The organism is Bifidobacterium subtile (assembly GCF_000741775.1).
GTDB lineage: Bacteria > Actinomycetota > Actinomycetes > Actinomycetales > Bifidobacteriaceae > Bifidobacterium > Bifidobacterium subtile.
On the sequence record NZ_JGZR01000016.1, the window covers coordinates 241,155 to 254,130 of the forward strand.

Sequence of the window (12,976 nt, forward strand, 5' to 3'; positions counted from 1 at the left end):
GCGGATCACAACGGCATAAAAAGGAACGTCATCATGGCAAATTCAACGATTGACCCCACTGTTTCCCATTCCCCGGCTGCGAAAGAAGCCGCGGGCAGACTCGCCAAGGCAACGGCATCCGCACACCACCGGCTTTCCATCGGCGGCTGGATCGTGCGCATCCTGTTCGCCTGCGTCTTCGCCTTTCCGCTGCTGTTCATGGTCGTGAGCTCGTTCAAGCCCGACGATGAGATCATGGCCGATCTCAGCAGCTGGAAGGCCTTCCTGCCGGTCGGCAGCATCTCGCTGGAGAACTACGCCCAGGTCTTCACCCGAGTGCCTGCGGCCCGCTTCCTCATGAACTCGGTGATCATCACGCTGGTCACGGTCGTGCTCGGCGTGCTGGTCAACTCCATGGCCGCTTTCGCTATCCAACGCCTGAACGTCAAGGGCAAGAAGGTCATCTTCACCTTCATTCTCGCCACGCTCATGGTGCCGTTCGAAACCTACGCCATTCCCCTGCTCTGGTGGGTGAACCAGCTGCCGCGCCCGATGGTGGACCAATTCGGCCTGTATTTCACACGCGGCTGGATCGACACCATGCCTGTGCAGATCGTGCCCTTCATCGCCAATGCATTCTCGATCTACCTCTATATCCAGTATTTCGAGACCATCCCGAAGGATCTTGACGAAGCGGCGCGCGTGGATGGCGCAGGCTGGTTCCATATCTATTCGCGCATCGTGATGCCGCTGTCCGGGCCCGCCACCGCGACGGTCGTGATCCTGAGCTTCCTGCCGATGTGGAACCAGTACGTGTGGCCGCTGATGGTCGTGCAGTCCGAGAGCCTGCGGCCGGTGATGATCGGCGTGCAGTACTTCCAGCAGATGACCACCTCCTGGGGGCAGATCATGGCGTATTCGTCGCTGATCACCGTGCCGATCATCATCGTGTTCGTAATCTTCCAGCGGCAGTTCGTCAGCTCCATCGCCTCTTCAGGAGTCAAAGGCTGACCAGCCGCTGACCGAGGTGTCGGCTGCATCCGCAACTGAAACTGCAACGCGGACAGATACAGCTGACACAGCCGACACCTCGAGCACTGCCTGTATCTTCAACCGTAGCCTCTCCACTCACGCATAGCCCTTCAACCGAAAGGATCCGACCATGGGTCTCGTCCCCACAACCACTCCGATTCTCGACCATGACGCCGAACTGACCAAGGCCGAGGCCGGCGTCGCGCAGTTTGCAGCGTCGCGCAATGACCGCTGGTACCCGAAATTCCATATCGCGTCGGACGGCGGGTGGATCAACGACCCGAACGGACTATGCTACTATCGGGGCCGCTGGCATGTGTTCTACCAACTGCACCCCTTCGGCACCCAGTGGGGCCAATGCCACTGGGGCCATGTCTCCAGCGCCGATATGGTAACTTGGCGACGCGAGCCGATCGCCATGGCTCCCAGTCTTGAAGAGGAGAAGGACGGCGTGTACTCGGGGTCGGCCGCCATCGGCGACGACGGCACGCTGCGCTTCTACTACACCGGCCACCGCAACCTCGCCGACGCCATTGACCCCAAGCGCTCGCTGGAAGTGCAGCTGCTCGCCACGGCGCAGGACGACGACGCCATTCGCCTCGCCAAGCATGGCATGGTCGTCGACTGCCCGCGAGATGAAGTCAATTCCGACTTCCGCGATCCGAAGGTATGGAAGACCGGCGGCATCTGGTATATGACCTTCGGCGTATCCTCGGCGCACAAACGTGGCCAGATGTGGCTCTACACCTCGCATGACATGGTCGAGTGGAGCTTCGAGCGGGTGCTGTTCGAGCATCCGGACCCCGACGTGTTCATGCTCGAATGCCCCGACTTCTTCCCCGTCACAGGCCCCGACGGCGAAGAGAAGTGGGTTATCGGGTTCTCCGCCATGGGCTCGAAACCTCATGGTTTCATGAACCGCAATGCTAGCAATGCCGGCTACATGATCGGCTCGTGGACGCCGGGCGAGGCATTCCGGCCGGAGAGCGAATTCCGCTTGTGGGATTGCGGGCATAATTTCTACGCTCCGCAGTCCTTCACAGCCCCGGATGGCCGCCAGATCATGTACGGCTGGATGAGTCCGTTCGCCGGGTCCGCGCCGATGCAGGAGGACGGCTGGTGCGGTCAGCTGACCCTGCCGCGCGAAATAACGCTCGGAGCCGACGGCGATCTGCATACCTCACCGGTCAAAGAGGTCAGTGCGCTGCGCGCCGGTAGCTCAGATCTTGGCGCTATTGAGCTGCAAGCCAACGAGGAACATATCATCGCCGACGATGCCGAAGCGGTGGAAATCGAGCTGACGCTCAATCTGGCCCGTTCCACCGCCGAGCGCATGGGGCTGAAAATCCATGCCACCAGCGACGGCTCGTACACATACGTAGCCTATGACGATCAGCTTGGCCGCGTCGTCATCGATCGTCAGGCCGCTGCACGCGGCGATCGTGGATATCGTGCCGCGCCGTTGTCGGATGAAGAACTGTCGAAGGGCGTGATCGACTTGCGGCTGTTCATCGATCGCGGTTCCATCGAGGTCTATGTCAACGACGGTCGACAGGTACTCAGCTCCTACAGCTATCCATCGGACGGGCCGCGCGCGATCAAGCTCACCTCGGAATCAGGGGTAGCCCACACCGATGCGCTCAGGATTCATCGGCTCAAAAGCATCGGTCTGGAATAGGATGCCCAGATGGGATTCCCGACTAATGGAGTAAATTTCTCAAGGCTATCGCTACAAAACGGACGCTAAGCGGCGATTATAGGCAGTTTTGTAGCGTCAGCCGCTCGTTAGCGCTACAAAACGGACGCAGGCCAGGCCAAGCCCAAGCCCGAGCCCCTCGCCTACTTCTTTACGCCGCCGAAGCGCCGGTCGCGGTGCACGTAGTGGTCGATGGAACGCCACAGGGCCTCGCGGCCGTAGTCGGGGAACAGTTCGGGCGCGAAGTCAAGTTCGGCGTAGGCGGCCTCCCACGGCAGGAAGTTCGAGGTGCGCTGCTCCCCCGAGGTGCGAATCACCAGGTCGCAGTCCGGAATGTCAGGATTGTAGAGGTGCTGGGCGATCATCTTTTCGGTGACCCTGTCGCCGCTGATCTCCCCGTCGCGCACCTCCTGGGCGATGGCCGCGCAGGCGTCGGCGATCTCCGCGCGACCGCCGTAGTTGATGCAGAAGACCACGTCGATGGTCGTGTTGCGTTTGGTGCGCTCCATCGCGACCTCAAGCTCGTCGATCACCGACTTCCACAGCCGCGGACGACGCCCGGACCAGCGCACGCGCACGCCCCATTCGTCCATCTGCGCCACCCGCCGGTGGATGATGTCGCGCGAGAATCCCATGAGGAAGCGCACTTCCTGGGGGCTGCGCTTCCAGTTCTCCGTGGAGAAGGTGTACAGGCTCAGGTAGCGCACACCCGCCTCGATGGCCCCGGCGATGGTGTCGAACACCACCGGCTCCGCCGCCTGATGCCCGTTGGTGCGCACCAGTCCGCGCTGCTGCGCCCAGCGCCCGTTGCCGTCCATGATGATGCCGATATGCCGAGGCACCTTGCCTTTGGGGTAGTCCGGGACGATGGAGGGGTCGGAGAAGGGAGCCGCGGGAACGTCCAGCGACGTGTAGTCGACATGTTCGAAAGTCATAGCTACGAATGTAACAAGCGCAACGAACGAATGGGCCGTTCCAAGTAGTATTCTCCCCAATCTTCAACAATTCGGCTCACTTCGGGCCGCAGGCCTTCGCCGTCGAGCGCTGACCAGGCGCCGTCGACGAGCGCGGCGAGCTGCTCGCGAGCGCCGGAATCGAGCCGTACCGCATCCGGCGTGCGATCCGCGGCGCACATCATGCCGCCGGAACGCACCGAGAAAAACCCCAGCTCGTCGTGCCGCCCGCATACCACGCAGGACTCCATGCGCGGCGTCCAGCCAGCCTCGGACAGAGCGCGCATGACATAGGATTCCCCTATCGTCAGCGCATCATGCGCGTGCCTGGCGAGCGCGTTCAGCGCTCCGATGAGCAGCATGTACTGCCCGCGCGAGGGTTCATGCTCGGTGGATACGAGCTTGTCCACCGTCTCCACGATGACGTTGGCCGCGGAGTAGGCCTCGAAGTCGAGGCATATCTCGGCGGCGTACGCGCCGATCGATACCGCTTGGGAGATGACGTCGAGCGAGCGGCCTTCGGCGATGAGCAGATCGACGCGCATGAAGGGTTCAAGCCGCCCGCCGAAGCGCGATTTGACCCGGCGCACGCCTTTGGCCACCGCACGAACCTTGCCGTGCTCCCTGGTGAGCACGGTGACGATGCGATCGGCCTCGCCGAGCTTGACGGAACGCAGCACCACGCCCTCATCGCGGTATAAGGCCATGTGCGCTCCTCTCGCTCATGCACGACTATACGTCGTTTTCGCGTCGTCGCGGCGAACATGGCTCACACTTTTTCGGTGCTACTGAAAAAGTGTGAGCGAAACGAACATTTCATGTTCAGCATCTATCCATATAAAACCTTAAGAATCCGCCATTATGGTGCTCAAAAGCTACCATCTTGCCTGTTCATTTGACTCACACCTTTTTAGGCCCGCCGAAAAAGGTGTGAGTCATCAGTAAATGAACAGCCCCCAGAAGGCGAAAAACAGCAGCACATGCAGCATCGCCACTGTGGTGACCCAGAACAGCACACGGCCCAGCCGCGTGGAGGCAACGACCGGCTTGCGGCCAGTCACCACGGCTTTGATCTCCCCGGTGCGAGGCGGTAATTGCGCCAGCCCGTGCGCCGAGGCCTCCTCGATCACACGGGTCAGCACGCGCGACCATGCCCAGACCACGAAGGTGCACACGATCTGGATGACTGGCCAGCTCCAGTACATCATGCCGGGATCTTCGACCGGCGCCCCTCCCCACCCGAGCTTGACCACGCCCATGACCACCTGCCCCAATCCAGCAATGAAAAGCACCACCGTGGCCATCGTCGTGACGGTGAGCATAAGCAGTGCATTGCCGAATCCACGCGCGAAACCCAAGGTCCGCCCACTGTGCCGACGAATCATGCGGCGGGCCTTGCTCGCCAAAGCAATACACGCTATAACCGTGGCCACCAGCAGCAGCACGCTCGTAGCAATATGCAGCGCAACGCCGTATACCGTCAGCGGCCTGTCGCTCTTAAGCTCAGAAGGCACTGCAATGGACTGATAGATGCGCGTGCCAGCCACCCGCTCGCTGGTCTGCCGCAATCCATGCACGGTGCCCTGGCTCCAATCGACCATATCCGTGACGTAATCGTCGGAGAACGCCGTGCCCTCGTCAGCCTCATCGCCCAACCGCAGCACATGATTCGCCACAGGATAGCTGCGCACGGTGATATTCCAGTTGCCCGTGCGGTGGGCCATGTCGAGGATTTTGCGCACGCCGTCGACTTGTGCGGTCATCACGTCCTTCGACCCGTAGGCCACGAACGTCGGGATGGAATACCCAACGTCGAACTGCGTGGGCACGTCGAGGTTCTGCAGCCCGAGCATCGAGGAATCGACGTGGAACAGCCTGCGCACAATGGACTGGTAGCCGGCGTGCGCACCGGTCAGCGCGAAGTCCTGCGCGACCATGAAGCCGAGCGAGTGCCGGGGCGAGTACACCATGGGACTGAGCAGCACTTGGAAGGCGATCCGCCTGTCCATGCGCAGCAGATACGGCGATATCCAAGTGCTTTCCGACGTGGCGTATATCCCGACGCGATCCGCATTGACCGATTTCAACGAGCGCAGATAATTGACGACCTGATCATAGGCGGCGGCCGAGCCGGGATAGTCGCGATTCACATCATTGGTCGACCACACCGGCTTGTCGAGCACGGCGGTGACGAACCCGGCCGAAGCCAAATCGAAGGCCACATCACCAAAGGAGTCGTCGCAGGTGCCATAGCCCGCCCCATGCATGAACACTACGCCAGGACGGCCGGACGGAGCGTCTTGCGGCTCGCGAATGAGCACTCGGACGTTCTGGATTTCACCAGTCGAGGGACGCTTGGCCTTGATGGTGACGTGGCGGCTAGCGACCTTGTAGCTTCCGCGTTGAGGCAGCGAGGCGCCGGTCGGATTGTCGAAGGTGACGGCGGTGTTCGGCGAGAGCGTCTCCATGGTCTGGCCGGTGGGTTCCTTTTTCCATGGCACGGCGGTAATATTCGACACCGTGACGAGGATGCCGATCAGAATGATGAAGATGGGCACGCTCACCATCAGCCGCCTGCCGCGGCTCCATGCCTGAGGGGTCTGCGCGGGCTGCACGGTCGCCGAGTGCTCCAGAGCTGCCGGGGCCTGCGACGATCGCGAGTCCTCTGGCTCGCGGACGTTCTCTTTGTTCTGATCGGGCACGAGCCTCATTCTATCCAGCGGCATGCCTGTTGCGCGATATTATGCGAAACGCCTAAGATGGCCCGGACTTGCGGCCCGAGGTTTTCATGAGAGAAGGTCGACACCGTCAACGCCGTCGGCACCCGCAAGGCCACTGCATGGGTGCGGGTTCAGAGCCTTGGGTCCGCGCTGTTGGAGTCGGCTGCGTCTCCATCAAAGCTGGGGAAGGAAAGATCCGGAATATCCAGGTCCATGTCCTCGCCGGCTTTGGGGAACATGCCATTCTTATCCGCATCATCATCCGACTGATTCGACGGGGGTACAGGATCGGCTGCGAAGTGCGGCACGCTGAAGTTCTGCAACGAAGGAACCTTCGGAGCAGGAACCGACGCGCTCACCTTCGGCAGTTCTTGAGAAACTTCGGCCATATGGGCCAGAGCCGCCAATGTGGCATCTGCGGTTTCCGCGTCGTCTGAAGAATCGTTGAAATCCTGAGAATCCGCATAGCCGTCACCGTTGCCTGCCGCCGCGAGCCGGGAGGGCGAATCGGACGCGACAGGCACCTCGCCGGGCTGAGATGAGCCAGGCTGCGCGGGCTGCAGGGTTCCTGCGACTCCTGTTGCAGATCCAGAAAAAGCAGGTGCGGTATCAATGCCCTCAGCATTACTTGCCGGGCCATTCGTACCTGCCGCTGCCGCCGCTGACCCATCAGACCCATCATGATGCGCCGCGCCGTCCGCAACTGAGTCCGTGCCCTCCCGTGAAAGTGCTGCGGAATGCGACTCAGGCTCGTTCCTTTCGGCTCCCGAAGACGAGGAGTCAGCCGCGTAATCGACGTCTGCGGCTTCGGAGGCGGCATGGCCGTGGACTCCATGCGCAGGAATCGCGCCGGGAGCGAATGAAGGCGCGGGCTCCTGCGCGGCCGAGGTCGTGAAAATAGCCTGCTCCGCCTTGTTCAGCGCATCGAAGGATTCCGTTTCCTCACCCGCATGCACAGGCGCGTACGAGAGAGTCTCGCTCTGCTGCCCCTGCTGCGCGGAAGCGAACAGCGGCGTAACGCCCAAAGCCGCAAGACCTTGATCAGGAGCACCGGCCAAATCTTGCGCGGATTGGGCGGAGCCGGGCTGCTCATCGTCGTATTGGGAAATGCGTCCATAGGATTCCAAGCGGCTCAGGAGCTGCACGCAGGAGCTGAGGAAGTAGTCGACCTGTCGTTCGTCATAGCCGCGATTGCCCTTGCGCTGCGTGAACACCACGCGCGCCACGGTTTTGGCATCGACTTCGCCGGATTTCGCATCCCCCGCAACAGGCGGGTCTGCGATTTGCAGCTCGTCGGCCGCCTTCCCGACTATGCGATCGACCAAGCGATCGACCTGTTTGCGATCGTAGGAAGGCTTCTTGCCCTCCCCTGACGCAAAACGCTCGCGATCCGCGCGTTCGGCGTGCGCCGCGATCTGTCGAAAAAGCTCTTCAGTGCGAGCTTTCCACGCCACGCGTCCTTGCCTGCCGATCTCCCAAGATGTCTGCTTATCGACCACTGCGCGTTCGAGACGGTCAAGGGCCGCGTCGACCTGCTCAAAGAGGTACCCGCCCTTACGCATGTCGAAGGAGACGTTCTGTATCTCCCGCTGGGTCAGCTGCACGCCTTCGCTGTCGTACTCGCCTTCATACAGGGAATGCGCACGCTCCAGAAAGGCATCCACTTGGGCGGTGTCGTATCCCCACTTGCGTTTGCCGGCATGTGCGATGCCGGACGAGTCCCGCTCGGTTTCAGGTTCTTGAGCCATCGGCTATTGACCTCCTACGGATAAGTATTCAACAGCCTAACACTACGCGATTATTGGGACGCAGTGGTATTTCCGCCCGGCACGAAGCCTTCGCGCGGCTGCTATGCACTTATTATGCGCCCAGTGCAATCGCCCATCCATCATGATGGTCCAGCACGACATACAATGCGACGTGAAACACGGCGGTGCTGATCGAAGCGGGTTTCGTTATTCACGGTTGCCCTACATCGGCATTATCTGTAATGCATTTGGCGTCCTGCGGAGGCGTATCTCCTTTATCTGTAGTGCCGATACTGTGGCACTGCTTATATCATCGGATGAAAACGGCAGTCTTTGCCCATGCACAGCCGAGATATCGCGAGAGTGGCACTACAGATAAGGAAGATATCCCGCTATCGCTCCCAGTGTGCACTCTATGAACACAATCCAATCGAAACAGACTTCCACAGCGCAATGGGCTGTGCCCGATTCGAGGTGGGAAGGATGCCTTCGCAAGCGAGATAGAGCATGGCCTTGCCGCATAGCTCAGATGACCCACGCAAACTACGGCGCAATCGCACGCGCAAGCACCACGGCGAGGTCATTCGCGGTGAGGCGCGGCCGCTCGAGAGTTACGCGTTCCAGCGTAAGGCCAAGCAATAGAGAGCCAAGCACATCGGTCTGGCTTTCGGTCAGCTCGATGCCTGCTGCGCGGGCGAGTTCCTGGGCAGTCGCGATGCTTGCAGCACGGATTTCGTCGAGAATCGGGCGAAGCTCGGGATTTCGCAGCGATGCCAACGACAGCTCAATTCGAGCGATGTAGAGGTCGCGGTTGGTCTGCGTGGAGTCGGCGATCAGCTCGGCAAGCGCACCGACAAGGTCGCCTTGGCACCCCGGTTCGCTTGCCGATAAACGCTCCATATATACACGATGCCGGTCGCGAACAGTCTGGGCGGCGCGCAAAAAGCTCCGAGCTGGCTGACGAATATGGCGGCAGCAGTCATCGGCAGAATGAATTCAGCACTCCGGGTCAGCCTTGAAAAATACGCCTGGCAGTTCGGCACCAAGGACTTTGCGAGGTTCTCGCCAGAGCGCCCAAAGAGGCTCCCGTCGTCGACGCATCGTCAATCACCTGCCCGAGCCTATTCATGTTCGGCGCCGGTGAAGCCAAGGAACTGGCCCGCCAAACCCAAGCGCTCGCCGCTGCGATGAAGACAGAGCATCAGGATGTCACCGTTCGCGAATTCGAGCATGCCGAAGGCGACGCTCACTGCCAAGTCACGAATCTGAAACTCGCGCATCAGGTCATCTTCGACTGGCTGGACCGGCGATTCCGCTCCGCATCTACTGGAATCACAACACAGTCTTGACCGTAGCGCTTCTCTCACCTTTCAAGCACGATACCGACAATGCGGTTGGTGTCAATGACAGCTGCTGGCATCGGCTGACAGCAGCATCCGGGCGTCTGACAGCAGCTCCGCAACATATTGGGCAAGTCGCATGGGTGGCAGCTGCCTTATGCGATGGAAGGGAGCCATTGAACATGTCGCCAAATGTCGCCATATGTCTCCAAAGGGCTGGCGGACGCTCTCGCGATTGACATGGAGGGACTCGGGTCTTGTCAAAGCGTTCGGTGCCGCTCAGGCCGTGGATGGCGCGGACCTGCAGGTCGAGACCGGCAGCTCCTATGGCGCGATCGGTTCGAACGGCACAATCGGCTCGAACAGCGCAGACAAGACGACGCTGCCAAACGTCTCCACAGCGAAAGGGCGGAGAACACCGTTGTCGATGTTCTCCGCCCTTGACGCTATGCGCAGCTAGCGCATCATCGCTTCGCCGTCACTCGTTCTGACCGTGGCACATCTTGTACTTGCGCCCTGAACCGCACGGGCATGCAGCGTTCTTGGAGGTGCCGGGGAAGGTTTTGCCGTCCGCCCACGGCGTCTTCGACTCCTCGCTCTTGGGTCGCTTGTTCGCAGGAACCTTGCCCTCGGCATGGCTGATCGGAGCCGGGCCGACAATGCCGGGCTTGGAGCTTTCGTCCTCGCTGCCATCCTGCAATGAAACAGGCGAAGAGGTCTCATCAGCGGCATCGGGATCGCCTGGTTCGGAGCTGATCGCCACCGCATCGCTGCCTTCGGCGGAACTATCGATGCCCAGCGCCGATTGAGCTGCATCGACCGCAGCATCCTCGTCCTGCTCGGATTCCAGATCCTCGGTGCGGGCCACCTGCTCGACATCGACGTGGAAGAGCAGCTGGACGCTCTCCTCCTTGATGGCCTCGACCATCGAGTTGTACATCTGATAGCCTTCGCGCTGGTATTCGACCAGCGGGTCGCGCTGGCCCATGCCGCGCAGGCCGATGCCATCCTTGAGGTAGTCCATCTCGTAGAGATGCTCGCGCCACTTGCGATCGAGCACCGCGAGCACGACGCGGCGTTCGAGCTGACGCAGACCTTCAGCGCCGATCTTCTTCTCGAATTCGGTGTACTGGAGCTTGGCGTCCTCGACGATGATGTCGCGCAAGGTCTCGACGGCCTTCTCATGCTTGAGGCCGACGACCTTCTCTTTGGCCTCGTCCATGTCGACGCCAACCGGGAAGACCATGTTCAGGGCCTTGAACAGCCCTTGCCAATCCCAGTCCTTCGGCTTGTCCGAGCCGTTGTTGGCACCCTTGATATAGCTTTCCGTGGTGTCGGCGATGAAGCGCTCGACATCCTCGTGGATGTCCTCGCCCTTGAGCACCGCCTGACGCTCGGCATAGATGACCTTGCGCTGCTTGTTCATCACGTCATCGTACTTGAGCACGTTCTTGCGGATTTCGAAGTTGCGCGATTCCACGGACTTCTGCGCGGTGCGCACGCCCTTGGACACGCTCTTGGATTCGATCGGCTCGCCCTCGGGCATGCCCTTGGCCATGACGCGGGCCACGAGCTGTGTGTTGAACAGACGCATCAGGTCGTCTTCGAGGCTCAGGTAGAACCGGGATTCGCCCGGATCGCCTTGGCGCCCGGAACGGCCTCGCAGCTGGTTGTCGATACGCCGCGACTCGTGGCGTTCGGTGCCCAGCACGTACAGGCCGCCGAGCTCGGTGACCTCCTCATGCTCGTCCTTGGCCTGCGCCTTCATCTCGGCGAGCGTGCCGGGCCAGCGGTCCTCATACTCCTGCGGAGTGTCGTCGGGCGAATAGCCTTCGGACTTGAGCTTCTGATCGGCCAGGAATTCGACGTTGCCGCCGAGCATGATGTCGGTGCCTCGTCCGGCCATGTTGGTGGCCACGGTGACGGCGCCCTTGCGTCCGGCGACGGCGACGACCGCGGCCTCGCGCCCATGCTGCTTCGCATTGAGGACCTGATGCTCGATGCCTGCGACGTCAAGCAGCGAGGAGACGATCTCGGAGGATTCGACCGAGGCGGTGCCCAGCAGGACCGGCTGGCCTTTGAGATGGCGCTTGGCCACGTCCTTGACGATGGCGGTGAGCTTTTCCTTCTTGGTGCGGAAGATCAGATCGTCCTTGTCCTGGCGAACCATCGGGCGGTTCGTCGGAATCGGCAGCACGCCGAGCTTGTAGGTGCCCATGAACTCGGCCGCCTCGGTTTCGGCGGTGCCGGTCATGCCCGAGAGCTTGTCGTACATGCGGAAGTAGTTCTGCAAGGTGATGGTGGCGAAGGTCTGGTTTTCGGCCTTGACCTCGACGCCTTCCTTCGCCTCGATGGCCTGGTGCAGACCCTCGTTGTAGCGACGGCCCGGCAGGATGCGTCCCGTGTGCTCATCGACGATGAGGACCTCGCCCTGGGTCACGACGTAGTCCTTGTCACGCAGGAAGAGCTCCTTGGCCTTGATCGCGTTGTTGAGATAGCCGATCAGCGCCGTGTTGCTGGGCTCGTACAGATTGTCGATGCCGAGGAAGTCCTCGACCTTCACGATGCCCGGGTCGAGGATGCCGACGACCTTCTTCTTCTCATCGACCTCGTAGTCCTCGTCGCGGGCAAGCCTGGGAACCAGCCGCGCGAACTGGCGATACCAGCGCGTCACGTCGCCTTCGGCCGGGCCGGAGATGATGAGCGGCGTACGAGCCTCATCGATCAGGATGGAGTCAACCTCATCGACGATCGCGAAGTTGTGCCCGCGCTGCACCAGCTCGCTTTTCTCCCACGCCATGTTGTCGCGCAGGTAGTCGAAGCCGAATTCGTTGTTGGTGCCGTAGGTAATGTCGGCGTTGTACTGCTTGCGGCGCTCGACCGGCTTCTGATCGGTGATGATGCAGCCGACGGTGAGCCCCAGGAAGCGGAAGATGCGGCCCATCAGCTCGCTCTGGTAGCTGGCCAGGTAGTCATTGACCGTGACGACGTGGACGCCCTTGCCTTCAAGCGCATTGAGATACGCAGGCAGGGTCGCCACCAAGGTCTTGCCTTCACCGGTTTTCATCTCGGCGATATTGCCCCAATGCAGCGCCGCGCCGCCCATAAGCTGCACGTCGAAATGGCGTTGGCCGAGCGTGCGCTTGGAGACCTCACGCACCGTGGCGAAGGCCTCGGGCATCAGATCGTCAAGGCTCTCCCCATCAGCAATCCGCTTCCTGAATTTGGCGGTCTGCCCCTTGAGCTCGTCGTCGCTCAACGCGGATATCTTATCCTCAAGAGCGTTCACGGCCTTCGCCACGTTCTCCAGCTTCTTGATCTGGTGGCCTTCGCCCATACGAAGCGCCTTGTCGACGATGTCTACCACGTTTTTGCTCCCTGATCCGTCTTGTTCGTTAAAACGAGCATAGCCCGGCACCGTTCGGCCAGGCACAAACAGTCTCTATAGTACGCGAGTGCGGGGATTTTCACGACAGGGCTGAGTTCCGCTTAGCTGCACAATCCGGCG

Annotated in this window: 9 protein-coding genes and 2 pseudogenes; 4 read left to right on the top strand and 7 right to left on the bottom strand. The window is 61.1% G+C overall.

Annotation, left to right across the window (positions count from 1 at the left end; genetic code table 11):
- The first annotated feature begins 33 nt into the window (after positions 1–33).
- Both BISU_RS10765 and BISU_RS10770 read left to right on the top strand, forming a co-directional pair.
- Positions 34–990: a carbohydrate ABC transporter permease gene (locus BISU_RS10765; RefSeq protein ID WP_024463631.1), complete on the top strand. Its 957-nt coding sequence runs from the start codon at positions 34–36 to the stop codon at positions 988–990.
- A gap of 151 nt (positions 991–1,141) precedes the next feature.
- A complete protein-coding gene (locus BISU_RS10770; protein WP_024463632.1) occupies positions 1,142–2,689 on the top strand; it encodes a glycoside hydrolase family 32 protein in 1,548 nt (515 codons plus the stop codon).
- A 161-nt stretch (positions 2,690–2,850) separates the two neighbouring features.
- Here the strand turns inward: BISU_RS10770 and BISU_RS10775 are convergent, their stop codons facing one another.
- From BISU_RS10775 to BISU_RS10795, 5 genes are all read right to left on the bottom strand, one after another.
- The gene (locus BISU_RS10775) at positions 2,851–3,642 is read right to left on the bottom strand and encodes an isoprenyl transferase (RefSeq protein WP_024463633.1); all 792 of its coding nucleotides are present in this window, start codon (positions 3,640–3,642) and stop codon (positions 2,851–2,853) included.
- A gap of 2 nt (positions 3,643–3,644) precedes the next feature.
- On the bottom strand, positions 3,645–4,367 hold the full coding sequence (gene recO / locus BISU_RS10780) for a DNA repair protein RecO (RefSeq protein ID WP_024463634.1): 723 nt from the start codon (positions 4,365–4,367) through the stop codon (positions 3,645–3,647).
- Positions 4,368–4,598: 231 nt separating this feature from the next.
- Entirely contained in the window at positions 4,599–6,227 is a 1,629-nt protein-coding gene (locus BISU_RS10785; RefSeq protein WP_024463635.1) for an alpha/beta hydrolase family protein, read from the bottom strand.
- Between the two features lie 284 nt (positions 6,228–6,511).
- The gene (locus tag BISU_RS10790; RefSeq protein ID WP_024463636.1) at positions 6,512–8,128 is read right to left on the bottom strand and encodes a DivIVA domain-containing protein; all 1,617 of its coding nucleotides are present in this window, start codon (positions 8,126–8,128) and stop codon (positions 6,512–6,514) included.
- A gap of 543 nt (positions 8,129–8,671) precedes the next feature.
- A complete protein-coding gene (locus tag BISU_RS10795) occupies positions 8,672–9,028 on the bottom strand; it encodes an ABC-F family ATP-binding cassette domain-containing protein (RefSeq protein WP_024463637.1) in 357 nt (118 codons plus the stop codon).
- 227 nt (positions 9,029–9,255) lie between these two features.
- Here BISU_RS10795 and BISU_RS12695 point away from each other — a divergent pair, with 227 nt between their 5' ends.
- Together BISU_RS12695 and BISU_RS10800 are read left to right on the top strand one after the other, a co-directional pair.
- On the top strand, positions 9,256–9,477 hold the full coding sequence (locus BISU_RS12695) for a hypothetical protein (protein WP_152599173.1): 222 nt from the start codon (positions 9,256–9,258) through the stop codon (positions 9,475–9,477).
- Between the two features lie 226 nt (positions 9,478–9,703).
- Positions 9,704–9,928: a hypothetical protein gene (locus BISU_RS10800; protein ID WP_152599171.1), complete on the top strand. Its 225-nt coding sequence runs from the start codon at positions 9,704–9,706 to the stop codon at positions 9,926–9,928.
- Between the two features lie 18 nt (positions 9,929–9,946).
- On the opposite strand, the pseudogene BISU_RS13670 reads toward BISU_RS10800, so the two are convergent.
- Both BISU_RS13670 and secA read right to left on the bottom strand, forming a co-directional pair.
- A pseudogene (locus BISU_RS13670) lies at positions 9,947–10,129 on the bottom strand (SEC-C metal-binding domain-containing protein); the annotation flags it as partial.
- A gap of 188 nt (positions 10,130–10,317) precedes the next feature.
- Positions 10,318–12,835, bottom strand: a pseudogene (gene secA / locus BISU_RS10805) (preprotein translocase subunit SecA); the annotation flags it as partial.
- Positions 12,836–12,976 lie beyond the last annotated feature (141 nt).